Here is a 25545-nt window from a genome sequence, read left to right as displayed (position 1 = left end):
CAGGCTAACTTGCTGATTTTTCTACCCCTGACGAAAGCTCGTAACAGGGGAGTGGACGCCTCCACCTTTTAAAAGGTTCCATATTTGGCAACGTTTGGCCACCCTCAATCCCATTACTCCGATATCTCTGATGCCTGGCCGCCTGTAGCCGCTGCCGAGCGCAGCGAGGCTGCGATCGAGCGCGCAGCGCTCGCAAACACGGAGCACGGGATGGGACTGAAACACCGCGTTGCCTGGTTTTGCGACTGCTGCGTCGGAATGCCGCCCAAATCGATCGCAGCCTCGCGCTGCTCGGCAGCGGCTACAGGGCAATGGTTGCAGAGGCTCCAGGCCGAACGGTGGTCCGTGGAGCTTGCTTTGCGCTATACTCGCCGCCCTTTTTTTGAATCACCTGCCAGGCGATTTCCCATGACCAAACAGGCCGCCGAAGTCGCGAAACGCCGCACTTTCGCCATTATTTCCCACCCGGATGCGGGTAAAACCACCATCACCGAGAAGCTCTTGCTGATGGGCAAGGCGATTGCCGTTGCCGGTACGGTGAAATCCCGCAAGTCCGACCGCCACGCCACCTCCGACTGGATGGAGATGGAGAAGCAGCGGGGTATTTCCATTACCACGTCGGTCATGCAGTTCCCTTATCGCGAACACATGATCAACCTGCTCGACACCCCGGGCCACGAAGACTTCTCGGAAGACACCTACCGGACCCTGACCGCGGTGGACTCGGCGCTGATGGTGCTCGACGGCGGTAAGGGCGTAGAGCCACGGACCATCGCCCTGATGGACGTCTGCCGTCTGCGCGACACGCCGATCGTCAGCTTCATCAACAAACTCGACCGTGACATCCGCGACCCGATCGAACTGCTCGACGAAATCGAAGCGGTCCTGAAGATCAAGGCGGCGCCCATCACCTGGCCGATCGGGTGCTACCGCGACTTCAAGGGCGTGTACCACCTGGCGGGCGACTACATCATTGTCTACACCGCCGGCCACGGCCACGAGCGCACCGAAACCAAGATCATCGAGAAGCTCGATTCCGATGAAGCCCGTGCCCACCTGGGCGACGAGTACGAGCGTTTCATCGAGCAGCTGGAACTGGTGCAGGGCGCCTGCCACGAGTTCGACCAGCAGGAGTTCATGGACGGCCAGCTGACCCCGGTGTTCTTCGGTACCGCCCTGGGCAACTTCGGGGTCGACCACGTTCTCGACGCCGTCGTCGACTGGGCGCCGCTGCCGCTGGCACGCGTGGCCAACGAGCGCACCGTCGAGCCACAGGAAGAGAAGTTCACAGGCTTCGTGTTCAAGATCCAGGCGAACATGGACCCGAAACACCGCGACCGGATCGCCTTCATGCGCATCTGCTCGGGCAAGTACGAGAAAGGCATGAAGATGCGCCACGTGCGCACCGGCAAGGACGTGCGCATCGGCGATGCGCTGACCTTCTTCTCCTCCGAGCGTGAACAGCTCGAAGAAGCCTACGCTGGCGACATCATCGGCCTGCACAACCACGGCACCATCCAGATCGGCGATACCTTCACCGAAGGCGAGGCCCTGGGCTTCACCGGCATCCCACACTTCGCCCCGGAGTTGTTCCGCCGCGTGCGCCTGAAGGATCCGCTGAAATCCAAGCAACTGCGCCAGGGCCTGCAACAGCTGGCCGAAGAAGGCGCGACCCAGGTGTTCTTCCCTGAGCGCAGCAACGACATCATTCTCGGCGCCGTTGGTGTGCTGCAGTTCGATGTGGTCGCCAGCCGCCTGAAAGAGGAATACAAGGTCGAGTGCTCCTACGAGCCGATCACCGTGTGGTCCGCGCGCTGGATCGATTGCAGCGACAAGAAGAAGCTCGAGGAATTCGCCAACAAGGCCGTGGAAAACCTCGCGCTGGACGGCGGCGGTCACCTGACCTACCTGGCCCCGACCCGGGTCAACCTGGCGCTGATGGAAGAGCGCTGGCCGGACGTGAAATTCCGCGCGACCCGCGAGCATCACTAAGGTCTGAGCGACGCCTCACAAAAAAGCCCCGCGGCCCCAAACCGCGGGGCTTTTTTGTGCCCGTGGATAGGTGATGCCCGCACACCCTGCGGGGCAGGGATCGAACCGCGCATGCTGCTGTAGGAGCGAAGCTTGCTCGCGATGGGCTGCGTAGCAGCCCCAAAACCTGCCACCACTATTCTGCCGGAATCCCATTGCCCGAATGGACGCCATCGCGGGCAATCGAGCGTCGACCGGCAGTTCCTACAGATACGTGGTGTGCTTGTAGATCGCGAATCAAATCCCGCATACCCCCGTAGGAGCGAGGCATAACCGCAGGTTTTAAGGCCTAGTCGAAAGCCGTCTATCCAGTGGGCGAATAGATAGCTTGCTATCTGGCAAAGCACCGGCTTCGGGGCTAGGTTTCATACGAAGCCTCGCCTTGCAGGTCAGGGCCTGTGGCCATTATTGATTCACCTACGCAAAGGGACGGAATCAACATGAATGTTTTCCAACGGGTTGTGCTGTTGCTCAAGGTGCTGGTGCTGTTGTCGCTCGGCCTGTCTGCGGCCTGGGCCAGTGACCAGGCGGCGCGGGTGCCGGGTTTCTGGGGGCCTGGGCATCTGCAGAACGGGGTGCAGATGATCGCCAAGTCGGAGTCCGAGCCGGGCGATCAGGGGCAGGGTGGCAGCGCGGACGATGACGATGCGACGACCGACGAGCCGGATACCGACAGCGAAGACGAGGCTAGCCAGGGCTGAGCTTGCGTCTGCGGAAAAAAGAAAACCCCCTCTGCCGGACTGATGCGCAATCCGACAGAAGGGGCTTGGTCAACACTGATCAGGCGCCGCGAGCAACCGCGGCGCCTTTTTCTTGCCGGGTCAGCCGAGGAACTGCTCGGCGTAATGGCAGGCCACCTGACGGGTGTCGAGCAGGCGCAGGGCCGGCTCTTCGGTGCTGCAACGCTCGGTGGCATACGGGCAGCGCTTGTGGAACGCGCAGCCGGATGGCGGGTTCAACGGGTTGGGCAATTCACCGACAATCTTGATCTTCGGCTTGTCCGGGTCCGGGTGAATGGTCGGCGTGGCCGACAGCAGCGCCTGGGTGTAGGGGTGCAGGGGACGGGTGTAGATGTCCTCTTTCGGGCCCATTTCCACCGGCCGGCCGAGGTACATCACCATCACGTGGTCGGCGACGTGACGTACCACCGCCAGGTTGTGGGAGATGAACACGTAGGCGGTGTTGAACTCCTGCTGCAGGTCCATGAACAGGTTCAGTACCTGGGCCTGGATCGACACGTCGAGGGCCGAGGTCGGTTCGTCCGCCACCAGCACTTTCGGTTGCAGCATCATCGCCCGCGCCAGGGCGATACGCTGGCGCTGGCCGCCGGAGAACATGTGCGGGTAGCGCTGATAATGCTCGGGGCGCAGGCCCACCTGCTTCATCATCGCCTGGACCTTGTCCCGCCGCTCGCTGGCCGACAGCTTGGTGTTGATCAGCAGCGGCTCAGCCAGTTGATCGCCGATCTTCTGCCGGGGGTTGAGCGAGGCGTAGGGGCTCTGGAACACCATCTGCACGTCTTTGCGCAGTTGCTTGCGCTGGGCCTTGTCGGCGCCGGCGACTTCCTGGCCGGCGATTTTCAAGGACCCGGAGGACGGCTCTTCGATCAGGGTCAGGGCCCGGGCCAGGGTGGATTTGCCGCAGCCGGACTCGCCGACCACCGCGAGGGTCTTGCCGGCTTCCAGCTCGAACGACACGCCGTTGAGGGCGCGCACGGTCGCATGGCCCTTGAACAGGCCGCGGGACACTTCGTAGTGGCGGGTCAGGTTGCGGGCGGTAAGAACGACGGCCATTACGCCACCTCCTGATTCAGCGGGTAGAAGCAGCGTGCGAGGCTGGCGGCTTTCGGGTCGAGGCTTGGACGCTGCTGACGGCAGTTTTCCTGCACGTACGGGCAGCGTGGCGAGAGCAGGCAACCTTGCGGACGGTCGTAGCGACCGGGAACGATGCCCGGCAGGGTCGACAGGCGCGCCGCGCCCATGCTGTGCTCGGGAATCGCAGCCAGCAACGCTTCGGTGTAGGGGTGGGCGGGGATGTCGAACAACTCCGGCACCTTGCCCACTTCCACCGCTTGCCCGGCGTACATCACGCACACGCGCTGGGCGGTTTCGGCGACCACGGCCAGGTCGTGGGTGATCAGCACCAGGCCCATGTTCTGCTCGCGTTGCAGGTTGAGCAGCAGGTCCATGATCTGCGCCTGGATGGTCACGTCCAGGGCGGTGGTCGGTTCGTCGGCGATCAGCAGTTTCGGCTCGCCGGCAATCGCCATGGCAATCGCCACGCGCTGGCTCATGCCGCCGGACAGTTGGTGCGGGTAGGCGTCCATGCGGCTGGCGGCGCCCGGGATCTCGACTTTTTCCAGCAGTTCGATGGCGCGCTTGCGGGCCGCCTTGCCGGACATCTTCAGGTGCAGGCGCAGCACTTCCTCGATCTGGAAGCCCACGGTGTAGCTCGGGTTCAGCGCGGTCATCGGGTCCTGGAAGACCATGGCCAGGTCCTTGCCGACGATCTGCCGGCGTTGCCGGGCGCTGAGCTTGAGCATGTCCTTGCCGTCGAAGCTGAGGGCGTCGGCGGTGACGATGCCGGGATGCTCGATCAGCCCCATCAGCGCCATCATGGTCACGGACTTGCCGGAGCCGGATTCGCCGACGATGGCCAGGACTTCGCCCTTGTCCACGTTCAGGTCCAGGCCATCCACCACGGGAACGGCCTGGGCGTCGCCGAAGCGCACGTTGAGATTCTTGATTTCTAGCAGTGACATGGGAATCTCCTCAGGCGGCGTTCTTGAGTTTCGGGTCCAGCGCATCGCGCAAGCCGTCGCCCATCAGGTTGATTGCCAGCACGCTGAGCAAAATGGTCAGACCGGGCAGGCTCACCACCCACCAGGCGCGTTCGATGTAGTCGCGGGCCGAGGCCAGCATGGTGCCCCACTCGGGGGTGGGCGGCTGGACGCCAAGGCCGAGGAAGCCCAGGGCCGCGGCATCGAGGATCGCCGAGGAGAAGCTCAGGGTCGCCTGGACGATCAGCGGCGCCATGCAGTTGGGCAGCACGGTGATGAACATCAGGCGCGGCAGGCCGGCACCGGCCAGGCGCGCGGCGGTCACGTAGTCGCGGTTGAGCTCGCCCATCACCGCGGCGCGGGTCAGGCGCACGTAGGACGGCAGCGATACCACGGCGATGGCGATCACGGTGTTGATCAGGCCTGGGCCGAGGATGGCGACGATCGCCACGGCCAGCAGCAGGGACGGCAGGGCCAGCATGATGTCCATCAGGCGCATGATGGTCGGCCCGAGCAGGCGCGGGAAGAACCCGGCGAACAGGCCCAGGAGGATGCCCGGGATCAGCGACATGACCACTGACGACAGGCCGATCAGCAGCGACAGGCGCGAACCGGTGATCAGGCGCGACAGCAGGTCACGGCCCAGTTCGTCGGTGCCGAGGATGAATTGCCATTGGCCGCCTTCGAGCCAGACCGGCGGGGTCAGCAGGAAGTCGCGGTATTGCTCGCTCGGGTTATGCGGGGCGACCCAGGGCGCGAAGATCGCGCAGAAGATCACCAGCAGCATGAACAGCAGGCCGGCCACCGCGCCCTTGTTGCGCGAGAACGCCTGCCAGAATTCCTTGTACGGCGAGGGGTACAGCAGGCTTTGATCCACGGCCACGGCGGATACGGCTACTGAGGAGGTTGGAGTGCTCATGAGTATTGTCCTCAGCGCTGGTGGCGAATGCGTGGGTTGGCAAAGCCGTAGAGGATGTCCACCACGAAGTTGACCAGGATCACCAGGCAGGCGATCAACAGGATGCCGTTCTGCACCACGGGGTAGTCCCGGGCGCCGATGGCTTCGATCAGCCATTTGCCGATGCCGGGCCAGGAGAAGATGGTTTCGGTCAGGACCGCGCCGGCCAGCAGGGTGCCGACTTGCAGGCCGACCACGGTCAGCACCGGGATCAGCGCGTTGCGCAGGCCGTGCACGAACACCACGCGGGCGGGCGACAGGCCCTTGGCCTTGGCGGTGCGGATGTAGTCTTCGCGCAGCACTTCGAGCATCGAGGAACGGGTCATCCGTGCGATCACCGCCAGCGGAATGGTGCCGAGCACGATGGCCGGCAGGATCAGGTGGTGCAGGGCGTCGAAGAAGGCGCTGGTGTCATCGGCCAGCAGGGTGTCGATGAGCATGAAGCCGGTTTTCGGCTCGATGTCGTAGAGCAGGTCGAGCCGTCCGGAAACCGGGGTCCAGCCCAGGCTCACGGAGAAGAACATGATCAGGATCAGGCCCCACCAGAAGATCGGCATCGAGTAGCCCGCGAGGGAGATGCCCATCACCCCGTGGTCGAACAGCGATCCTCGTTTCAGCGCGGCGATCACCCCGGCCAGCAGGCCGATCACGGCGGCGAACAGCATCGCGGCCGAGGCCAGTTCCAGGGTCGCCGGGAACAGGGAAGTGAATTCGCTCCACACACTCTCGCGAGTCCGCAGGGATTCACCCAGGTCGCCCTGGGCGAGTTTGCCGATGTAGTCCAGGTACTGGGCATACAGCGGTTTGTTCAGACCAAGGCGTTCCATTGCCTGGGCATGCATCTCAGGGTCTACCCGGCGCTCGCCCATCATGACTTCCACGGGATCGCCGGGAATCATGCGAATCAATGCGAACGTCAGCAAGGTGATGCCGAAGAATGTGGGAATCAACAACCCCACACGGCGGGCAATAAAACTAAACATCTTCTGGTGTACCTCATCAGCCGGTTAGGCGTGTCCGGCATCCCTGGGGTCAGGGATGCCGGGCGTTTCTTATCTACTTCACCTGGGTGGTAGCGAAGTTGTTGGTGGTCAGGGGGCTCTGGTGGTAGCCCTCGACGTTCTTGCGCATTGCGGTGAACATTTTCGGATAGGCCATGGGGATCCAGGGTTGTTCCTTGTCGAAAATGTCCTGGGCCTGTTCATAGAGTGCGGTCCGTTTGGCCGGCTCGGACTCGGCGCGGGCCTGATCGATCAGGCTCTGGAACGCTTTATTGCACCAGCGAGCGTAGTTTTCGCCGTTTTTGGCGGCCTCGCAACTGAGGTTGGGGGTCAGGAAGTTGTCCGGGTCCCCGTTATCCCCCGCCCAGCCGGCGGAAACCATGTCGTGCTCGCCGTTCTTGGCGCGCTTGAGCATCTCGCCCCATTCCATGACGCGGATATCGATCTTGAGGCCGATCTTCGCCAGGTCGGACTGCATCATCTGCGCGCCGAGCAGCGGGTTGGGGTTGGTCGGGCCACCGCCGTTGCGGGTGAACAGGGTGAAGACCGTGCCTTCCGGCACGCCGGCTTCCTTGATCAGGGCGCGGGCCTTGTCCAGGTCGCGGGCCGGGTTACCCAGGCTGGCGTTGAAGCCCAGCAGGGTCGGCGGGTAGGGGCCGGTGCCGACCACCGCGTTGCCCTTGCCGTACAGGCTGTTGACGTAGGCTTCCTTGTCGAAGGCGATGTTGATGGCCTGACGGACACGCGGGTCGCTCATGTATTTCTTGGTGGTGTTCAGGGCTACGTAGCCCACGGTCATGGCGGCCAGGTCGTCGACCTTCAGGTTGGCGTCGGCCTTGATGCTCGGGATGTCGTCGGGTTTCGGATACAGGGCGACCTGGCACTCGTTGGCCTTGAGCTTCTGCAGGCGCACGTTGTTATCGGTGGTGATCGCCAGGATCAGCGCGTCGGCTGGCGGCTTGCCACGGAAGTAGTCCGGGTTGGCCTTGAACCGCACCTGGGCGTCCTTGGCGTAGCGCTGGAAGATGAACGGGCCGGTGCCGATCGGCTTGCTGTTGAGGTCGCCGGGCTTGCCGGCCTTGAGCAGCTGGTCGGCGTATTCGGCCGGGAAGATCGAGGCGAAGGCCATGGCCACGTCGGCCAGGAACGGTGCTTCGCGACGGGTCAGGGTGAAGACCACGGTGTGGTCGTCGGTTTTCTCGACGCTTTTGAGCAGCTCCTTGAAGCCCATGCTCTCGAAATAGGGGAAGCCCACGCTGGACTTGTCATGCCACGGGTGTTTCGGGTCCAGCTGGCGCTGGAAACTCCAGAGCACGTCGTCGGCGTTCATCTCGCGGGTCGGCGTGAAGTAATCGGTGCTGTGGAACTTGACGCCTTTGCGCAGGTGGAAGGTGTAGGTCAGGCCGTCCGGGCTGATCTCCCAGGACTCGGCCAGGGCCGGCTCGATGTCCGTGGTGCCGGGCTTGAAGTCCACCAGGCGGTTGAAGATGGTTTCCGCCACCGCGTCGGCAGTGACTGCAGTCGTGTACTGGACCATATCGAAGCCTTCCGGGCTGGCTTCGGTACAGACCACCAAGGGCTTGGCCGAGACGCCTGCGGCGACGCTCAGCAGTGCGGCAGCGATGGCCGCTCTCAGGGATAGCATTTTCATCTAGAACCCTCTGCAATCGGTTGAACCAGAGTAGCTGGAATGGCGAATTCATCATGAATTCGCCAACCAGCCGGTGTGTTTTTAGAGAATGTTGAACGGGATGGTGGTGACCAGACGGAACTCGTTGATGTTGCCGTCGGCCTGGTGTTCGCTGGCCCGGTGCGTAGTGTAGGTCGCACGAATGGCGGTGGCCTTGAGCGGACCACTCTGGACGGCATAAGACGCGCCAATGCCGTATTCGTAGTGGGTTTCGCCATCCATCAGGCTCAGGTCGCCACGCTGGGCGCCCGGGTCGGTGTAAGCGGTGCCGCGGTAATGGGTACCGTCAATGCCCCAGCCACGCGCCTGGTAGATGTTGAACTTCAGGCCTGGCACACCGTATTCGGCCATGTTGAGGCCGTAGGCGATCTGGAAGGATTTCTCGTTCGGGCTGTTGAAGTCCGAAAGCAGGGAGTTGGCCAGGTAGATACCGTTGGTTTCGTGCAGGTAGTCGAAGTACTCGTTACCGTTCACTTCCTGGTAGGAGAAGGTCAGGCTGTGCGCCTGGTGAGCCAGGCCGAGCGACAGCGAGTAGGTGTCGTTGTCGATCTCGCCCATCAACTTTTTGCCTTCGTCGACGGTCTTGTAGTAGTTCAGGCCGGTGGTCAGGCTCAGCACCTGGCTGTCGCCCAGTTCGTGGGTGGCGCCGAAGTAGTACTGGTTCCAGAAGTCTTCGACCTTGGCGCCATACAGGCTGGTCTTCAGGCTCTTGAACGGCTGGTAGTTCACACCTGCGGTGTAGACCTTGTCGGTTTCCACGCCGGTGGCGGAGTACTCGGTACGGAATTTCGACAGGCTCTGTTCGCTTCGTGGCGAAACGCGGTCGAAGCCGGCCAGGTCGAACGACAGGTTGTTCAGTTCTTCGCTGTGCAGGCTGATGCCTTCAAAGCTGGAAGGCAGCGCACGGTTGCCGATGACGTCGATGATCGGGGTGCTGAAGTTCTGGCGACCGGCGGTCAGCGTGGTATTCGATACCCGGAACTTGACGTTGGCCAGGCCCAGTTTGCTCCACTGATCTACCGCGTCGCCGTTGGAGTCCGCCAGGGTACGGTTGGAGCCACCGGCAATGTCCTTGCGATCACGGTCCAGCGCGATGGCGTTGTAGGCAGCCACTTCGGTGCTGACGCCAACGGTGCCCTGGGTGAAACCCGAGGTGTAGTTGAGGATGGTGCCCTGGACCCAGTTGATACGCCGGGCGGTCGGGGTCTTGGGTGCAGTGGGATCGTTTTTGACGCTGTTTTTCTTGTAGCTGAAGGTGTCGTCACGACGCTTCAGTTCATTGGCGTACCAGTTGCGGGTGGTGCCCCCAAGGCTCTGTCCGTCAATGAAACCCTTGGCTTCGCTTTGGGCGTTGGTACCGGCCAGGGTCGTCGGAACGAATTCCTGGCTCACGCTTTCCGCATGGGCCATGGCCGTGATGCTGCTGATGGCCAGGGCCAGTAACGCGGTGTTGCTCGGTTTCATGGGTGAAGCTCCTTTGCTTTCTTTATTTTTATGCCGGTCTTTTTGGTTGACCGGCTTTTGCTTTACAACTCATTCAAGGCATCGCAAACGTTTGCATGAGGCGTGAGCGCCGAATTCAGGCAACAAATTTGCGTGGGGGCGAATATCGCCCCCAGCGGCCTGGCTAATCATTTATTGGTCGATGCTGACGCCCGAGAACACGTTGCGGCCGAAAGGGCTGACCTTGAATCCTTCGACTTTGGCGCTCAACGGCTGGTTGACCGTCGAGTGGGCGACAGGGGTGATCGGCACCTGCTGCTTGAGCAACTGCTGGGCCTGTTGGTAGAGCACCGTGCGCTGTTCGCGATCGGTGACGATCTTGGCCTGCTTGATCAGCTTGTCGTACTGCGGGTCGCACCACATGGAGTAGTTGTTGCCGCCAATGGCGTCGCAGCTGTACAGGGTGCCGAGCCAGTTGTCCGGGTCACCGTTGTCGCCGGTCCAGCCGATCAGGCTGATGTCGTGCTCGCCATTCTTGATGCGCTTGATGTACTCGCCCCATTCGTAGCTGACGATCTTCACTTTCAGGCCGATCTTGCCCCAGTCGGACTGGAGCATTTCGGCCATCAGCTTGGCGTTGGGGTTGTAGGGACGTTGCACGGGCATGGCCCAGAGGGTGATTTCCGTGCCTTCCTTGACCCCGGCGGCCTTGAGCAGCTCACGGGCCTTTTGCGGGTTGTAGGCGGCGTCCTTGATGCTGGTGTCGTAGGACCACTGGGTCGGCGGCATGGCGTTGACCGCCAGCTGGCCTGCGCCCTGGTACACGGCGTTGAGGATGCCTTGCTTGTTCACCGCCATGTCCAGCGCCTGGCGCACTTCGAGCTGGTCGAAGGGCTTGTGGCGAACGTTGTAGGCGATGTAGCCGAGGTTGAAGCCGGGCTTTTCGATCAGTTGCAGTTTCGGGTCTTTTTTCAGCGCTTCGACATCGGCTGGCCGCGGGTGCAGGGTGACCTGGCATTCGCCGGCCTTGAGCTTCTGTACGCGCACCGAGGCATCGGTGTTGATGGCGAAAATCAGTTGGTCGAGCTTGACCCGGCTCGGGTCCCAGTACTGCTTGTTGGCGGTGTAGCGGATGTTCGAGTCTTTCTGGTAGCTCTTGAACACGAACGGCCCGGTGCCGACCGGCTTCTGGTTGATCTCGCTGGGCTTGCCGGACGTGAGCAACTGGTTGGCGTATTCGGCCGAGAGGATCGCGGCGAAGCTCATGGCGATGTTCTGGATGAACGCGGCGTCCACCGAGTTCAGGGTCATCACCACGGTCAGCGGCCCGGTCTTCTCGACCTTGGCGATGTTCTTGTTCAGGCTCATCCCGTTGAAGTAGGGAAACTCGGTCGGGTAGGCCTTACGGAAAGGGTGCTCGGCATCGAGCATGCGGTTGAAGGTGAAGAGCACGTCGTCGGCGTTGAAATCACGCGTCGGCTTGAAGTACGGCGTGGTGTGGAACTTCACCCCTTCGCGCAGGTGGAAGGTGTACTGCAGGCCGTCCGCGGAAATATCCCAGCGGGTGGCCAGGCCAGGCACCACATTGGTCGCGCCTTTTTCGAACTCCGCCAGGCGGTTGTACAGCGGCTCCGCCGCGTCGTTGTCGGTGGCGGTGGTGTATTGCGCGGTGTCGAAACCGGCCGGGCTGCCTTCGGAGCAGAACACCAGGCTGTTGCTGGCCGCCAGGCTGGCGGAGGTTGCGGTCAACAGACCGGTGCCCAACAGGGCGGATAAAACCAGAGAATGACGCATGACGCTCCCTCTCCCTTTTTATTGTTTTGATCGATGAGCAGTCGCCCCATCCGGAGGCGGTCATGTCATTGATCCCAAGTCTCGCTTGCAGCAAATGCCGGGCAATGGATGCACCACTCCATGCTTTGACGGTAGGGGTCGCCGCATGGGTAGTAAATGCCAAAGAGCCTGAAAGACATGTAGGGAACTTCCGAAATGCCCGTACTCACCACGATGGGGCGCAGCAAGAGGAAGAGCGTTCGAGTTCCGGCAGTCCTGGCAGGTAAGGCAACGGCGACATCAGGTGACGTCGCCGTTGCAGACCCTTATTTGCTGATGCTGACGCCGTAGAACGAGTTCAGACCAAAGGGGCTGATCTTGAAGTCCTGCACGTTGGCGCGCATGGGTTGGAACACCGTCGAGTGGGCGATAGGTGTCATCGGGACTTGGTCTTTGAGGAGGTGTTGCGCCTGCTTGTACAGCTCGGTGCGTTTGGCCACGTCCGGGGTGGCCTTGGCTTGCTTGATCAGTGCGTCGTACGGCTTGTCGCACCATTTGGAGAAGTTGTTGCCGTTCATGGCGTCGCAGCCGAACAGGGTGCCGAGCCAGTTGTCCGGGTCACCATTGTCGCCGCTCCAGCCGATGATCATCGCCTGGTTCTCGCCGCCCTTGGAACGCTTGATGTACTCGCCCCATTCGTAGCTGACGATGTTGACCTTCAGGCCGATCTTCGCCCAGTCGGACTGCAGCATTTCAGCCATCAGCTTGGCGTTCGGGTTGTACGGACGCTGCACCGGCATGGCCCACAGGGTGATCTGGGTGCCTTCCTTGATGCCGGCTTCCTTGAGCAGCGCCTTGGCTTTCTCAGGGTCGTACTTGGCATCCTTGATGGTGTCGTCATAGGACCACTGGGTCGGTGGCATGGCGTTGACCGCCAGCTGGCCCGCGCCCTGGTAGACCGAGTCGATGATCTGCTGCTTGTTCACCGCCATGTCCAGCGCCTGACGGACCTTGAGGTCGGCCAGTGGGTTGGCGTCAGTGCGGCCCTTGAGCACAGGCATCACGTTGTAGGCGATGTAGCCGAGGTTGAAGCCGGCCTGCTGCGGCAGCTTGAGGGTCTTGTCCTCGCCCAGGGCCTTGAGGTCGGCCGGACGTGGGAACAGGGTGACCTGGCATTCGTTCTTTTTCAGCTTCTGGATGCGTACCGACGGGTCGGTGGTGATGGCGAAGATCAGGTTGTCGATCTTCACGTCCTCAGGCTTCCAGTACTCCTTGTTGCCGGTGTAACGGATGTTGGAGTCTTTCTGGTAGCTCTTGAACACGAACGGGCCAGTGCCGATCGGCTTCTGGTTGATGTCGCCCGGCTTGCCTTCCTTGAGCAGCTGGTCGGCGTACTCGGCGGACTGGATGGAGGCGAAGCTCATCGCCAGGTTCTGGATGAACGCGGCGTCTACGGTTTTCAGGGTGAACTTGACGGTCTTGTCGTCGACTTTCTCGACCTTGGTGATGTTGGTGTCCATCCCCATGTCGGTGAAGTAAGGGAATTCGGTCGGGTACGCCTTGCGGAACGGCATGTCCTTGTCGAGCATGCGGTTGAACGTGAAGAGCACGTCGTCGGCGTTGAAATCACGGGTCGGCTTGAAGTACGGCGTGGTGTGGAATTTCACCCCATCGCGCAGATGGAAGGTGTAGGTCAGGCCATCGTCGGAAATGTCCCAACTGGTCGCCAGGCCAGGAACGACGGCGGTGCCGCCACGCTCGAACTGGCTGAGACGGTTGAAGATGGTTTCTGCTGAGGCGTCGAAGTCGGTTCCGGTGGTGTACTGGCCTGGGTCGAAACCGGCCGGGCTCCCTTCGGAGCAGAACACCAGGTTAGTCGCTGCCTGGGCGAAGGGTGCGCTGGCGAGCAAGCCGGCGCTGACTAAAAGCGGAATGACTGCTTGTTTGAACATGGTGGCCTCATGATTTGTTGTCATTTTTGGTGTAGAGGGCGACCTTATGAGTCGACCCGCCGATACTTATGCAGGCCCCATACCCAATGCAAGATGCGGGGCTGTCACAAGTATCAAGGAGTGGAACGAACGTACAGGAATGACGCATTTGTATAAATATTGACGAATTTGACCGTATGCGCTGGCTTTTTCTGGTGCATGGGTTGCCTTCTTGCGGGGCATCCAGGGCGAACCGTGCCTCCGATTGGTGCGTCGCTGGAGCGGGTGTCGACTGGCTTCTGGTTGAGCCGCCTGGCCTGGCCTGTCTGGCGCAAATGTTGGGCGCATTGGGTTGACCGGATGAAGTAGAGCGGCTTGCTGAGGGAGGCCGTGGAGAACGGATGCCCGGGATCTTGCAGGCGATGGCGGGTGAACAGCACATCGTCGGCGGTGTTGACGTTGTGGCTCGCAGTGAAGTTGTCACTGTGGAGGTTGCGGGTGGCGTGTGACGGTGGGACGCCGAGGATCAGCCCCGCTGTCTGCCAAACCTGGAGCGGAAAGGTCTTACGCATGCAAACCTCAATTTTTTCTTTTTCTGGGGCGCATCTGAGGATTGGCCTTGTGGGCCGGGACAACTCGCCTTCTATGGGGAATGGATGCACCCCCATGGACCCTGTGTGGCGACGGCGATCGCTTGTTATGTGGTTGATTGACGATTCGCCGATGCCGAAATTAAGTCATGCTGAAATCGTGGTCAACGAAAATTAAGCGTGACTAACATTTCTCTTGCGCACAGGGTGTCTGTGAGGTTGCGCAGGCGACCATGGGCCGGGTTTCAGGCCGCTGAATGGTCGTCGAACAGCCCCATGGTCGTGACGGTCAATACTTCTGCCGGGTCGTTGCCGGCGTTAGCCAGGTAGTGCGGTTTGGTCGAGTCGAAGTGCACCGAGTCGCCGACGCCGAGGGGATACTGCTGCCCCTCGATGGTGTAGACAATCTGCCCCGCAAGAACGTAGGAGAACTCGGCGCCATCATGGGAAATCAGTTCCGACTGGTAGCCCACCGGTATGTTCATCTTCACCGCGTTGATCAGGTTGCCGGGAAAGGAACTGGACAGCCGCTCGTAGGACAGGGGCTGGCCTTCGATGGTGTAGCGCACCCGCTTGCCGTCGTGGGAGTCGGGTTGGGCCTGGGTCGGCTGGTCGAAGAGGGCGTTCAGCGGAACGTTCAGAGACTTGGCAATGTTGACCAGGGAGGAGATCGAGACTCCGGTGAGATTGCGTTCCGCCTGGGAGAGAAAACTGGCGGTCAGACCGGATTCGCTGGCGATCTGGCGCAGGGTTTTCTTGGCGGCGCGGCGATAGCGACGCAGGCGTTCGCCGATGCGATCTGCGGTCATTTGGAGAGACTCTTATAGGAAAGGCGCAGTATACCCGGTGGACATCAATGACGTCTGATGGGCGACCGAGGTCGGTAACTTTAGCATCACCGACCTGGCCGAGTTCAGCCCCCCAAGGCGAGGCCCTCAGGCTCGGGTTGAAATAGAGGGTAGAAAAAAGGCGGTAACCTGATTTTGCTGGAGGTTACCGCCGTTTCGGAAGGCAGGGAAAACGTTACTGCATCAGCACTTCGATCGAGCCATCGGCGGTCATGCTGACCTGGCTGGTACCGGCTTCGACTTCCGGAGTGACCGGCGCCGCATCCATGCCCGCGGCTTTCATCATCATCTGGCCACGCAGGTACGGCTGTGGATAACCGTTGCTGTTGAGGTTCAGGTTGACGATCTTGTAGCCCTTGCCGCCCAGCGCTTCGGTGGTCAGTTGCGCGCGTGCCTTGAAGGCGTCGACCGCTTCCTTGAGCAGCTTGTCTTCGCTGGCCTTGCGGGTCGGATCGGCGATGGCGAAGTCCATGCCACCCATTTTCAGATCAGTCAGCAGTTCGCCAGTGAGCTTGGACAGCGCGGCGAAGTCCGAGCTTTCCAGGCGCAGCTCGGCGCGTTCACGCCAGCCGGTGATCTTCTGGCCCTTGGTGTCGTAGATCGGGTAGCTGTTGCGGCTGCCCTGGCGCAAGGTGATGTCCTTGACCTGGCGTGCCTGGCCCAGGGCCTTGTTCATGGTGGTGGTGATTTCCGCGGCGAGCTTGGCCGGGTCGGCGTTCTGCGATTCGCTGTAGAGGGTGACGATCATCAGGTCGCGGGCCACTTCCTGACTGACTTCGGCGCGCAGGGAGATCTGGTTGTAATGAAGCTCATCGGCGGCCACGGCCGGCAGGCTGGCGAGGGTGCCGGCGCTGAGGGCGAGAAGGGCGGCGCTGCGACTGAATGTATGCATGAAAACTCCTTGAGTACGGTCCGCAGGTATTGGGTCCCAGCCTGCGTGAAACCATCAGACTCTAGCTTTTATTGTCTGGTTCGGCCCGTTAACAACTTCTATACATCTATTACCCAATACCAAGTGCGGGGGCTTTGGTAGCCGCTGGCGAAGCCTGCGCTCGACTGCGCAGCAGTCGCAATCTGTTCGCGAGTCGGACTCCGGGATGGGGATGGCGAGCGCCTTGCGCTCTATCGCGGGCAAGCCTCGCTCCTACAGGCAAATGGTGCTTGTGCAGGCAAGGCTTGCCTGCGATTGGCCGTTGCCCAAGACTGTGGCGGTTTGCCGCAGTTTTGCCTGTCTGGGCCGCTGCTTGGTTATACTCGTCGCGATCCGCCTGGAGCGCTCATCAGGAGAGCTCATGCTCGCCCCCGTACAACTGCTTTCCGCCACTCGCCAGAACCTCTGGCGTCTGACTTTCATCCGCATCCTGGTTCTGGCCGCTCAGGCCGGTTCGGTGGGGCTCGCCTACTGGTTCGACCTGCTGCCGCTGCCCTGGCTGCAACTGGCTGTCACCCTGGGCCTGTCGCTGATTCTCTGCGCCTTCACCGCCATTCGCCTGCGCACCTCGTGGCCGGTCACCGAGCTGGAATATGCCGTGCAACTGGCCTGTGACCTGTTTATCCACAGTGCCCTGCTGTATTTCTCCGGCGGTTCGACCAACCCCTTCGTCTCCTATTACCTGGTGCCGCTGACCATCGCCGCCGTGACCTTGCCATGGCGCTACTCGGTGGTCCTTTCCGGCATCGCGCTGACCATGTACACCTTGCTGCTGGCGCAGTTCTACCCGCTGCAGACTTTCCCCATCGCCCGGGAAAACCTGCAGATCTACGGGATGTGGCTGAGCTTCGCCCTGGCTGCGGCGGTGATCACCTTCTTCGCCGCGAGGATGGCCGAGGAGCTGCGACGCCAGGAGGAACTGCGGGCGATCCGCCGCGAAGAGGGCCTGCGCGACCAGCAGTTGCTGGCTGTCGCGACCCAGGCCGCTGGCGCCGCCCACGAACTGGGAACGCCCCTGGCGACCATGAGCGTGCTGCTCAAGGAAATGCGCCAGGACAACCTCGACCCGCTGCTGCAGGATGACCTGGGCGTGCTCCAGGATCAGGTCAAGCTGTGCAAGGAAACCCTGCAGCAACTGGTGCGCGCCGCCGAGGCCAACCGCCGGATGGCCGTGGAAATGCAGGATGTCACCGTCTGGCTCGATGAAGCGCTGAACCGCTGGCACCTGATGCGCCCCGAAGCCACCTATCGTTTCCAGTTGCTGGGCCAGGGCCCGATGCCGCGGGTAGCGCCGCCGCCGGACCTGACCCAGGCGCTGCTCAACCTGCTGAACAATGCCGCCGACGCCTGTCCGGAAGGGCTGGAAGTGCAACTGGATTGGGACGCCGAGACCCTGACCATCAGCATTCGCGACCACGGCGCCGGTGTGCCGCTGGCCATCGCCGAGCAGATCGGCAAACCGTTTTTTACCACCAAGGGCAAAGGTTTCGGCCTGGGCCTGTTTTTGAGCAAAGCCAGCGTGACACGCGCCGGCGGCTCAGTGAAACTCTACAGTCATGAGGAAGGCGGCACGCTCACCGAGCTGCGTCTGCCCCACGGCGCCCGAGGAGACCAACATGAGTGACGAAATCCAAGTCGAAGGCGAAGAACTGCCGCATCTGTTGCTGGTGGATGACGACGCCACCTTCACCCGGGTGATGGCGCGGGCCATGAGCCGTCGCGGCTTTCGCGTCAGCACCGCAGGTTCCGCCGAGGAAGGCCTGGCCCTCGCCCAGCAGGACCTGCCGGACTTCGCCGCGCTGGACCTGAAGATGGACGGCGACTCCGGCCTGGTGCTGCTGCCCAAGCTGCTCGAGCTCGACCCGGAAATGCGCGTGGTGATCCTCACCGGCTATTCGAGCATCGCCACCGCGGTCGAAGCGATCAAGCGCGGCGCCTGCAACTACCTGTGCAAGCCGGCCGACGCCGATGACGTGCTGGCCGCGCTGCTCTCCGAGCACGCCGACCTCGACACCCTGGTGCCGGAAAACCCGATGTCGGTGGACCGCCTGCAATGGGAGCATATCCAGCGGGTGCTGACCGAACACGAAGGCAATATCTCCGCCACTGCCCGCGCCCTGGGCATGCACCGCCGAACGCTGCAGCGCAAGTTGCAGAAGCGCCCGGTTCGTCGCTGAACCGCGACTGAACGAATGTCCTCGGGACGAGTGAAAAAGCGAGCCGATCCTCTATGATCGGCTCGATGCTTGTCCTTATCACAATCGAGCCTTGATGATGAATCAGAACGCTGAGTATTCCGCGGTCAACGATACTGTGCGCGGGCAGTTTTTCCGTCGTGTCTGGGAAATGACTACGCCTTACTGGCGCAGCGAGGAGAAGGGCAAGGCCTGGCTGCTGCTGTTCGCGGTGGTCGCCCTGACCCTGTTCAGCGTGGCGATCTCGGTGTGGGTCAACAGCTGGTACAAGGACTTCTACAACGCCCTGCAAAGGAAGGATGAAGCAGCCTTCTGGCAACTGATCCTGTATTTCTGCGGGATTGCCGCGGTGGCCATCCTGGCCGCGGTCTACCGGCTCTACCTGACCCAGATGCTGACCATCCGCTGGCGCGCCTGGATCACGGAAAAACACTTCGCCCGCTGGTTGGGCCACAAGAATTACTACCAGCTGGAGCAGGGCGGCTACACCGATAACCCGGACCAGCGGATTTCCGAAGACCTCAACAGTTTCACCAGCAATACCCTGGGGCTCGCCCTGGGCCTGCTGCGGACCGTGGTCAGCCTGGTGTCGTTCTCGATCATCCTGTGGGGCGTGTCGGGCAGTATCGAAGTCTTCGGCTACACCATTCCCGGCTACATGTTCTGGTGCGCCCTGGTGTACGCCGCCGTCGGCAGCTGGCTGACCCACCTGATCGGTCGACGCTTGATCGGCTTGAACAACAACCAACAACGTTTCGAGGCGGACCTGCGTTTCTCCATGGTGCGCGTGCGCGAGAACGCCGAGAGCATCGCCCTGTATGACGGCGAGCCGAACGAGAACAAACGCTTGAGCGCTCGCTTCGGCATGGTCTGGCACAACTTCTGGGACATCATGAAAGTGTCCAAGCGCCTGACCTTCTTCACCTCGGGCTACGGCCAGATCGCGATCATTTTCCCCTTCATCGTCGCGGCCCCCCGTTACCTGACAGGCAAGATCGAGCTGGGTGAGCTGATGCAGATCAACTCGGCATTCGGCAACGTCCAGGAGAACTTCAGCTGGTTCATCACCGCCTATTCCGAGCTCGCGGCATGGCGCGCCACTTGCGACCGTCTGCTGAGCTTCCGCCAGGCCATGAGCGAAAACGAAGAGCGCGCGCCCGCCATCGACGTGCAGAACCAGGGCGAAACCCTGCAAGTGCATAACCTCGGCCTGGATCTGGCGGATGGTCGGCACCTGTTGGCCGGTGCCGAGATGACCGTGAGCCCCGGCGAACGGCTGATGCTCGGTGGCCGCTCCGGCAGCGGCAAGAGTACCCTGCTGCGGGCGATGGGGCGGCTCTGGCCGGCCGGTCACGGCAGCATCCGCATGCCTGCCGAGCGTTATCTGTTCCTGCCGCAGAAGCCTTACCTGCCGATCGGCAGCCTGCGTGAAGCCTTGAGTTATCCACAGTCGGGCGATACCTACCCGCAGGAGCGTTATGCACAGGTGCTGGAAACCTGCCGCCTGCCGCACCTGGTGTCCCGCCTGGACGAGAGCAATCACTGGCAGCGCATGTTGTCCCCGGGCGAGCAGCAACGCCTGGCCTTTGCCCGTGCGTTGCTCTATGCGCCGCAATGGCTGTACATGGATGAGGCCACCTCGGCCATGGACGAAGAAGACGAGGCGACCCTGTACCAGGCGCTGATCGACCAGCTTCCGGGGCTGAGCATTGTCAGCGTCGGGCATCGCAGCAGCCTCAAGCGTTTCCACCCGCGGCACATCCGCATCGAGCGCGGGCATCTGGTCGACCAGGCGGTGACGGTGTAGTCAACAGTGATCGTACAACTTGGCTGAGCTATGATGCGTCATCAGTTTTCGGAGAAAGATCTTCACCATGGACAACCAGAACACGGCGCCCCGCCTTCCACGCAAGCGCCGTAGCCTCGCCCAGGAACTGGTGACCGTGCTGTCGGAGCAGATTCGCGACGGTCAGCTCAAGCGCGGTGACAAGTTGCCCACCGAGTCGGCGATCATGGAGGCCCATGGCGTCAGCCGGACCGTGGTGCGCGAAGCCATTTCCCGGTTGCAGGCCGCGGGCCAGGTGGAAACCCGCCACGGCATCGGCACCTTTGTGCTCGACACGCCGAGCCCGAGCGGCTTCAGGATCGATCCGGCGACCGTGGTGACCTTGCGCGATGTGCTGGCGATCCTGGAACTGCGCATCAGCCTGGAAGTGGAGTCGGCCGGGCTGGCCGCGCAGCGGCGCAGCACCGAGCAACTGGCGGCGATGCGCGCGGCGCTGGATGCCCTCAATGAAAGCGCGGCCCACGACAGCGATGCGGTGGCCTCGGATTTCCAGTTCCACCTGCAGATTGCCCTGGCCACGGGCAACCGCTATTTCACCGACATCATGACGCACCTGGGGACCAGCATCATTCCGCGCACCCGCCTGAATTCGGCGCGCCTGGCCCACGACGATCAGCAGCACTACATGAGCCGCCTGAGCCGTGAACACGAAGAAATCTATGAAGCCATTGCCCGCCAGGATTCGGATGCGGCCCGAGCGGCCATGCGCCTGCACCTGACCAACAGCCGCGAACGGCTGCGCCATGCCCATGAAGAGGCAGAAGCGCAGCGCGGGTAAATGCAACAGGCGCCAGACCGGGGAGGTTTGGCGCCTGTTGTCGGCTGTCGCGAGCAGGCTTTCCATCGAATGCGTAGCAGCGTCCTAAAGGGCTAGCGCTGTTCTGCCGGCAGAAAATCATCGCCTGGGCAGCCTTTATCGCTGGCAAGTCGGATCGCCGCCCGCTCGCTCCTACAGAAACACTGTTCGTCTTCGGTAGGGGCGAAGCGTGCTCGTGCTGCTTTTAGCGGCCTTTGAGAATCGAGCGGTCCACCCTCACGGCCAGTTGCCCGGCAGCGGGCTTGGCATCGAAAGCCACGCGCCCTTGCTGGTCGACGGTTGCCCGCGCGACGGGAGCGCCGTTGACCAGCAGTTCCAGGGGCGCGCCCTGCAGGGATTGGCCAGAGGCCAGTTCTAGAGTCAGATTGATAGCCATGTCGATGTCCTTATCAGGCATTGCGGTCGATGTAGGTGGTGGCGGTCTTGTCGATCGAGGCGATCAACTCCGGCGAGCCGCCGCGGAACTGGCGAAAGAGGTTACGCCCGCTGGAACCGCTGCCGGTATCCACCGGCACATTCAGGGTTGGCTGGAAGCGGTCGCTCAGTTCGGCGTAGGCGGACCAGGGGCCGATGTACGACTCGTTCAAACCGTTGGTGTAGCTGAAGGCATAACGCACGGCATTGCCCGGCAACCAGTTGGGTTCGCTGGGTGCCTGGCTCTGCCAGCTATTGGCCTGGATGCTCGGGGCAAGCGTCGGTGCTTCCAGGTAGCCCGCCGGCTTGTTGGGCTTGTAGTCCTTGAGCAGCAGGTAAGTGCTCCAGCCCCACCAGTTGTCGATGGTCTTGGTATCGTTCAGGTTGTTCACGTCGCTGCGTCGCAGCACCTTGTCGCCCTGCATCACGAACAGCGGTGAAAAGTTGCCGCTCTTGGCAGCGTTCAGGTCCGGCAGCAGCTTCAGCGCCGTGAAGTTGCCGGGCGTCGGGGCCGTTCCGCTGAGGTAGCTTTCGAAAATCTCGTCCGCCGAGCGCTGCACCGCCAGCTTGACCTGCTTGCGGTTGTTGCTGTCGATGGTGTCGAAATAACGCTTGTCGCCATAGGCATGCCAGCGGTCGCCCTGGGCGTTGCTGACGTTGAGGCCGAACTTGCTGTCTTCGTCGTGCATGAAGCGGGTGATCAGCGAACCCAGGTCGCTCGGCGTGACCACCGCCGCCAGCTGCTTGCGCGGTACCCGCACATGGCCGGCGGAGAACAGGTCGGTGAGGAAGTGATCGGCGAAGGCGTTCATGGCGTAGGCCAGTTCCAGCTGCTTCTCGTCGGCGTTCTTGTGCGCCAGCACCGCCTGCTGCAGGGCCGCGGTGTGCCCGGCGATATAGGCCAGCAGCGCCCATTCGCCGAAATGGTCGGCATTGTTGGCCGCCAGCTTCAGGTAGCGACCGAGGGGGAACAGCGCCGAGACGAAACTGCCGCCGCCGGTGATCTTGTTCCACTCTTCGGACAACGTATCTCCCAGGGCGTCATACGCCTCGTGAGGTTGTCGGCCGTCCTTGAGCGCCTGGTTGGCGGCGGCGATTTCCTTCTGCATCACCGCGAGAATCTGTTTCGCCTCGTCCTTGGCCGCCGGCAACACGGCAAGCGAGTTGAACGCGGCGGTAAAACGCTGCAAACGATCCACCGGCGTCGCGCCTTCGCAGATCGGCTGGTCGGGGATGCCATAAAAATCGCCACCCAGCGCCACCACCTGGCCGTAGGTCAGGGCCAGGCCGTTGGGCAGGTGCAATTCGACCTGCCAGGCCGGAACACCGGGGGCGTCCTTGACGAAACGCAACAGGGTGGCGTCGCCGATGGCGGTGTGCTCGCCACCCTCGAAACGCAGCTGGGGAAGGGCCTTGAGGTTTTTGCCCGGTGCCGCGGGGAGGATCCCGGGCTTGTGATACTTGATGGTGTGATGACCGTCGGCGATCAGTACCAGATGGTCGCCGTCACCGGAAATGGCAATGCCGCGTTCGCTGAAAAGGCTGTCCAGATCGGCAACGATCTGGCTTTTGTGCTGCAGCTGTTCCCGCTGCTGAGTGTGTAGACCTGACATTTCTAGCTCCTTGATATGTCGTAGGTATTTCAAAAATACAGCTGTATGTATATACAGTTGTTTTGCGAGCATAAAGCAAAATCCTGACCCGTCAAGCAGGTATTTTTTGCCGCGTATTTTGGCGGTGGCTGACGAATTGCTGTTGACGATTGCTTTTTAAGTTGTACGATGACTTACAACTTCGGCCAAGGCTGATGTGTTTCTCATCACAATGTGCGTCCCAGGGTGTTCGAATAATGAATCCACAAGAACTGAAGTCCATCCTCTCCTCCGGCTTGCTGTCTTTCCCGGTGACCGATTTCAATGCCCAGGGCGATTTCCATCGCGCGGGCTATATCAAGCGCCTGGAATGGCTGGCCCCTTACGGCGCCTCGGCGCTGTTCGCCGCAGGCGGCACCGGTGAGTTTTTCTCCCTGGCGGCCAGCGAATATTCGGAAATCATCAAGACCGCGGTCGACACCTGCGCCACCAGCGTGCCGATCCTGGCCGGGGTCGGCGGTTCGACCCGCCAGGCCATCGAATACGCCCAGGAGGCCGAGCGCCTGGGGGCCAAGGGGCTGTTGCTGTTGCCGCACTACCTGACCGAAGCCAGCCAGGATGGGGTCGCCGCTCATGTGGAGGCGGTGTGCAAATCGGTGAAGATCGGCGTGGTGGTCTACAACCGCAACGTCTGCCGCCTGACCGCGCCGCTGCTGGAGCGCCTGGCCGAGCGCTGCCCGAACCTGATCGGCTACAAGGACGGCCTGGGCGATATCGAGCTGATGGTGTCGATCCGCCGTCGCCTCGGCGATCGCTTCAGCTACCTGGGCGGGCTGCCGACCGCCGAAGTCTACGCTGCGGCCTACAAGGCCCTGGGCGTGCCGGTGTACTCCTCGGCGGTGTTCAACTTCATCCCGAAAACCGCGATGGATTTCTACCACGCCATTGCCCGGGAAGATCACGCCACGGTCGGCAAGATCATCGATGACTTCTTCCTGCCTTACCTGGATATCCGCAACCGCAAGGCCGGTTACGCGGTGAGCATCGTCAAGGCCGGAGCCCGCATCGTCGGCCATGACGCGGGCCCGGTGCGGGCGCCGCTGACCGATCTGTTGCCGGAAGAATATGAAGCGCTGGCGGCGTTGATCGATGCCCAGGGCGCGCAGTAATCCATCCCCGGGGCCGCTGAGCGATCAGCGGCCTTTTGCGTAAGGCTTTTGTGTAAGGAGAGGGCGCGTGGCAGAGGTAAAACGCTTCGATAACTACATCGGTGGCCAGTGGCTTGCCGGTGCCGACTACTCGACCAATATCAACCCGTCCGAGTTGTCCGATGTCATTGGCGAATACGCCAAGGCCGACCTGGCTCAGGTGCATGCCGCGATCGATGCGGCGCGCGATGCATTCCCGGCCTGGTCGACCTCCGGTATCCAGGCGCGCAGCGATGCCCTGGACAAGGTCGGCAGCGAGATCCTAGCCCGTCGTGAAGAACTCGGCACCCTGCTGGCCCGGGAGGAGGGCAAGACTCTGCCCGAAGCCATCGGCGAGGTGACCCGCGCCGGCAATATCTTCAAGTTCTTTGCCGGCGAATGCCTGCGCCTCTCGGGGGATTACCTGCCGTCGGTGCGTCCGGGCGTCAACGTCGAAGTGACCCGCGAAGCCCTGGGCGTGGTCGGCCTGATCACCCCGTGGAACTTCCCGATCGCCATCCCGGCGTGGAAGATCGCCCCGGCCCTGGCCTACGGTAACTGCGTGGTGCTCAAGCCCGCCGAGCTGGTGCCGGGCTGTGCCTGGGCCCTGGCGGAAATCATTTCCCGTGCCGGTTTCCCGGCCGGGGTGTTCAACCTGGTGATGGGCAGCGGCCGGCTGGTCGGCGACGCCCTGGTCAACAGCCCGAAAGTCGACGGCATCAGCTTCACCGGTTCCGTGGGCGTGGGCCGGCAGATCGCCGTCAACTGCGTCTCGCGCCAGGCCAAGGTGCAGCTGGAAATGGGCGGCAAGAACCCGCAGATCATCCTCGACGATGCCGACCTCAAGCAGGCGGTGGAGCTGGCGGTACAGAGTGCCTTCTATTCCACCGGGCAGCGTTGCACCGCTTCCAGCCGGCTGATCGTCACCGCGGGCATCCATGACCGGTTCGTCGAGGCGATGGCCGAGCGCATGCGCTCGATCAAGGTCGGCCATGCGCTGAAGGCCGGTACCGATATCGGCCCGGTGGTATCCCAGGCGCAGCTCGAACAGGACCTGAAGTACATCGATATCGGCCAGTCCGAAGGGGCGCGGCTGGTCAGCGGTGGCGGCCTGGTGACCTGCGATACCGAGGGGTATTTCCTCGCGCCGACCCTGTTCGCCGACAGCCAGGCCTCGATGCGCATCAGCCGCGAAGAGATCTTCGGCCCGGTGGCCAACGTGGTGCGCGTTGCCGACTACGAGGCGGCGCTGGCCATGGCCAACGACACCGAATTCGGCCTGTCGGCGGGCATCGCCACCACGTCGCTGAAATACGCCAACCACTTCAAGCGCCACTCCCAGGCGGGGATGGTCATGGTCAACCTGCCGACGGCCGGCGTCGATTACCACGTACCTTTTGGTGGTCGCAAAGGTTCATCCTATGGTTCCCGCGAGCAAGGTCGCTACGCGCAGGAGTTCTACACCGTGGTGAAGACCTCCTACATCGGATCGTAAGCCCCGCTGTACCCCCCGCCAGCC

Annotated in this window: 21 protein-coding genes; 8 read left to right on the top strand and 13 right to left on the bottom strand. The window is 62.2% G+C overall.

Features of this window, described 5'->3' with window-relative positions:
* The first annotated feature begins 408 nt into the window (after window positions 1–408).
* Both NRG23_RS14785 and NRG23_RS14780 read left to right on the top strand, forming a co-directional pair.
* Window positions 409–1992, top strand: coding sequence for a peptide chain release factor 3 (locus NRG23_RS14785; protein WP_009046963.1), 1584 nt, complete (start codon window positions 409–411; stop codon window positions 1990–1992).
* A 479-nt stretch (window positions 1993–2471) separates the two neighbouring features.
* Window positions 2472–2732: a hypothetical protein gene (locus tag NRG23_RS14780; protein WP_016701688.1), complete on the top strand. Its 261-nt coding sequence runs from the start codon at window positions 2472–2474 to the stop codon at window positions 2730–2732.
* Window positions 2733–2852: 120 nt separating this feature from the next.
* Here NRG23_RS14780 and NRG23_RS14775 read toward each other — a convergent pair whose 3' ends face one another.
* The 11 genes from NRG23_RS14775 to NRG23_RS14725 form a co-directional block, all read right to left on the bottom strand.
* Complete coding sequence (locus tag NRG23_RS14775; RefSeq protein WP_016701689.1) at window positions 2853–3824, bottom strand: peptide ABC transporter ATP-binding protein; 972 nt, start codon at window positions 3822–3824, stop codon at window positions 2853–2855.
* Window positions 3824–4792 carry an ABC transporter ATP-binding protein gene (locus NRG23_RS14770; RefSeq protein WP_009046966.1) on the bottom strand — a complete coding sequence of 323 codons (969 nt, stop codon included), beginning with the start codon at window positions 4790–4792 and terminating at the stop codon, window positions 3824–3826. The genes NRG23_RS14775 and NRG23_RS14770 overlap by 1 nt, the downstream gene beginning before the upstream one ends.
* Window positions 4793–4802: 10 nt before the next feature.
* A complete protein-coding gene (locus NRG23_RS14765; protein WP_007927027.1) occupies window positions 4803–5729 on the bottom strand; it encodes an ABC transporter permease subunit in 927 nt (308 codons plus the stop codon).
* Window positions 5730–5740: 11 nt separating this feature from the next.
* Complete coding sequence (locus NRG23_RS14760; RefSeq protein ID WP_023969582.1) at window positions 5741–6751, bottom strand: ABC transporter permease subunit; 1011 nt, start codon at window positions 6749–6751, stop codon at window positions 5741–5743.
* A gap of 73 nt (window positions 6752–6824) precedes the next feature.
* On the bottom strand, window positions 6825–8420 hold the full coding sequence (locus tag NRG23_RS14755) for an ABC transporter substrate-binding protein (protein WP_096373074.1): 1596 nt from the start codon (window positions 8418–8420) through the stop codon (window positions 6825–6827).
* Between the two features lie 81 nt (window positions 8421–8501).
* Window positions 8502–9923, bottom strand: coding sequence for an OprD family porin (locus NRG23_RS14750; protein WP_257374937.1), 1422 nt, complete (start codon window positions 9921–9923; stop codon window positions 8502–8504).
* A 171-nt stretch (window positions 9924–10094) separates the two neighbouring features.
* Entirely contained in the window at window positions 10095–11696 is a 1602-nt protein-coding gene (locus tag NRG23_RS14745; RefSeq protein WP_257374935.1) for an ABC transporter substrate-binding protein, read from the bottom strand.
* Window positions 11697–12001: 305 nt separating this feature from the next.
* Window positions 12002–13627: an ABC transporter substrate-binding protein gene (locus NRG23_RS14740; protein WP_009046971.1), complete on the bottom strand. Its 1626-nt coding sequence runs from the start codon at window positions 13625–13627 to the stop codon at window positions 12002–12004.
* A 113-nt stretch (window positions 13628–13740) separates the two neighbouring features.
* On the bottom strand, window positions 13741–14178 hold the full coding sequence (locus NRG23_RS14735; RefSeq protein WP_028681663.1) for a hypothetical protein: 438 nt from the start codon (window positions 14176–14178) through the stop codon (window positions 13741–13743).
* Between the two features lie 263 nt (window positions 14179–14441).
* The gene (locus NRG23_RS14730; RefSeq protein WP_009046972.1) at window positions 14442–15005 is read right to left on the bottom strand and encodes a helix-turn-helix domain-containing protein; all 564 of its coding nucleotides are present in this window, start codon (window positions 15003–15005) and stop codon (window positions 14442–14444) included.
* A gap of 214 nt (window positions 15006–15219) precedes the next feature.
* Entirely contained in the window at window positions 15220–15936 is a 717-nt protein-coding gene (locus NRG23_RS14725; RefSeq protein ID WP_009046973.1) for an SIMPL domain-containing protein, read from the bottom strand.
* A 400-nt stretch (window positions 15937–16336) separates the two neighbouring features.
* Here NRG23_RS14725 and NRG23_RS14720 point away from each other — a divergent pair, with 400 nt between their 5' ends.
* From NRG23_RS14720 to NRG23_RS14705, 4 genes are all read left to right on the top strand, one after another.
* On the top strand, window positions 16337–17599 hold the full coding sequence (locus tag NRG23_RS14720) for an ATP-binding protein (RefSeq protein ID WP_009046974.1): 1263 nt from the start codon (window positions 16337–16339) through the stop codon (window positions 17597–17599).
* Window positions 17592–18152: a response regulator transcription factor gene (locus NRG23_RS14715; protein ID WP_009046975.1), complete on the top strand. Its 561-nt coding sequence runs from the start codon at window positions 17592–17594 to the stop codon at window positions 18150–18152. The genes NRG23_RS14720 and NRG23_RS14715 overlap by 8 nt, the downstream gene beginning before the upstream one ends.
* A gap of 97 nt (window positions 18153–18249) precedes the next feature.
* Window positions 18250–19977 (top strand): ABC transporter ATP-binding protein/permease, encoded by a 1728-nt coding sequence (locus NRG23_RS14710; protein WP_257374929.1) that lies wholly within the window; start codon window positions 18250–18252, stop codon window positions 19975–19977.
* Window positions 19978–20044: 67 nt separating this feature from the next.
* Window positions 20045–20794: a FadR/GntR family transcriptional regulator gene (locus NRG23_RS14705; RefSeq protein WP_009042168.1), complete on the top strand. Its 750-nt coding sequence runs from the start codon at window positions 20045–20047 to the stop codon at window positions 20792–20794.
* Window positions 20795–21017: 223 nt separating this feature from the next.
* On the opposite strand, the gene NRG23_RS14700 is transcribed toward NRG23_RS14705, so the two are convergent.
* Both NRG23_RS14700 and NRG23_RS14695 read right to left on the bottom strand, forming a co-directional pair.
* Window positions 21018–21209 carry a hypothetical protein gene (locus NRG23_RS14700; RefSeq protein WP_009046977.1) on the bottom strand — a complete coding sequence of 64 codons (192 nt, stop codon included), beginning with the start codon at window positions 21207–21209 and terminating at the stop codon, window positions 21018–21020.
* 13 nt (window positions 21210–21222) lie between these two features.
* Window positions 21223–22860: a phospholipase gene (locus tag NRG23_RS14695; RefSeq protein ID WP_257374925.1), complete on the bottom strand. Its 1638-nt coding sequence runs from the start codon at window positions 22858–22860 to the stop codon at window positions 21223–21225.
* 236 nt (window positions 22861–23096) lie between these two features.
* On the opposite strand from NRG23_RS14695, the gene kdgD reads away from it, so the two are divergent.
* Together kdgD and NRG23_RS14685 are read left to right on the top strand one after the other, a co-directional pair.
* Window positions 23097–24008, top strand: a complete 912-nt coding sequence (kdgD, locus tag NRG23_RS14690) for a 5-dehydro-4-deoxyglucarate dehydratase (protein WP_009046979.1) — start codon at window positions 23097–23099, stop codon at window positions 24006–24008.
* A gap of 67 nt (window positions 24009–24075) precedes the next feature.
* Window positions 24076–25521, top strand: coding sequence for an aldehyde dehydrogenase family protein (locus NRG23_RS14685; protein WP_101281809.1), 1446 nt, complete (start codon window positions 24076–24078; stop codon window positions 25519–25521).
* The last annotated feature ends 24 nt before the right edge of the window (window positions 25522–25545 follow it).

The organism is Pseudomonas sp. T8 (assembly GCF_024610635.1).
In the GTDB taxonomy this organism is placed as follows: Bacteria; Pseudomonadota; Gammaproteobacteria; order Pseudomonadales; family Pseudomonadaceae; genus Aquipseudomonas; species Aquipseudomonas chlororaphis_I.
Note: the sequence above shows the minus strand (reverse complement) of the source record. Positions and strands in the feature narration are given on the sequence as shown.

Bases quoted from the DNA above. Each gene is read 5' to 3' on its own strand.
- NRG23_RS14710 (WP_257374929.1), top strand. From the start codon at position 18,250: ATGAATCAGAACGCTGAGTATTCCGCGGTCAACGATACTGTGCGCGGG.
- NRG23_RS14740 (WP_009046971.1), bottom strand. From the start codon at position 13,627: ATGTTCAAACAAGCAGTCATTCCGCTTTTAGTCAGCGCCGGCTTGCTC.
- NRG23_RS14780 (WP_016701688.1), top strand. From the start codon at position 2,472: ATGAATGTTTTCCAACGGGTTGTGCTGTTGCTCAAGGTGCTGGTGCTG.
- NRG23_RS14770 (WP_009046966.1), bottom strand. From the start codon at position 4,792: ATGTCACTGCTAGAAATCAAGAATCTCAACGTGCGCTTCGGCGACGCC.
- NRG23_RS14775 (WP_016701689.1), bottom strand. From the start codon at position 3,824: ATGGCCGTCGTTCTTACCGCCCGCAACCTGACCCGCCACTACGAAGTG.
- NRG23_RS14785 (WP_009046963.1), top strand. From the start codon at position 409: ATGACCAAACAGGCCGCCGAAGTCGCGAAACGCCGCACTTTCGCCATT.
- NRG23_RS14750 (WP_257374937.1), bottom strand. From the start codon at position 9,923: ATGAAACCGAGCAACACCGCGTTACTGGCCCTGGCCATCAGCAGCATC.
- NRG23_RS14720 (WP_009046974.1), top strand. From the start codon at position 16,337: ATGCTCGCCCCCGTACAACTGCTTTCCGCCACTCGCCAGAACCTCTGG.
- NRG23_RS14700 (WP_009046977.1), bottom strand. From the start codon at position 21,209: ATGGCTATCAATCTGACTCTAGAACTGGCCTCTGGCCAATCCCTGCAG.
- kdgD (WP_009046979.1), top strand. From the start codon at position 23,097: ATGAATCCACAAGAACTGAAGTCCATCCTCTCCTCCGGCTTGCTGTCT.
- NRG23_RS14745 (WP_257374935.1), bottom strand. From the start codon at position 11,696: ATGCGTCATTCTCTGGTTTTATCCGCCCTGTTGGGCACCGGTCTGTTG.
- NRG23_RS14715 (WP_009046975.1), top strand. From the start codon at position 17,592: ATGAGTGACGAAATCCAAGTCGAAGGCGAAGAACTGCCGCATCTGTTG.
- NRG23_RS14725 (WP_009046973.1), bottom strand. From the start codon at position 15,936: ATGCATACATTCAGTCGCAGCGCCGCCCTTCTCGCCCTCAGCGCCGGC.
- NRG23_RS14760 (WP_023969582.1), bottom strand. From the start codon at position 6,751: ATGTTTAGTTTTATTGCCCGCCGTGTGGGGTTGTTGATTCCCACATTC.
- NRG23_RS14695 (WP_257374925.1), bottom strand. From the start codon at position 22,860: ATGTCAGGTCTACACACTCAGCAGCGGGAACAGCTGCAGCACAAAAGC.
- NRG23_RS14730 (WP_009046972.1), bottom strand. From the start codon at position 15,005: ATGACCGCAGATCGCATCGGCGAACGCCTGCGTCGCTATCGCCGCGCC.
- NRG23_RS14705 (WP_009042168.1), top strand. From the start codon at position 20,045: ATGGACAACCAGAACACGGCGCCCCGCCTTCCACGCAAGCGCCGTAGC.
- NRG23_RS14755 (WP_096373074.1), bottom strand. From the start codon at position 8,420: ATGAAAATGCTATCCCTGAGAGCGGCCATCGCTGCCGCACTGCTGAGC.
- NRG23_RS14765 (WP_007927027.1), bottom strand. From the start codon at position 5,729: ATGAGCACTCCAACCTCCTCAGTAGCCGTATCCGCCGTGGCCGTGGAT.
- NRG23_RS14735 (WP_028681663.1), bottom strand. From the start codon at position 14,178: ATGCGTAAGACCTTTCCGCTCCAGGTTTGGCAGACAGCGGGGCTGATC.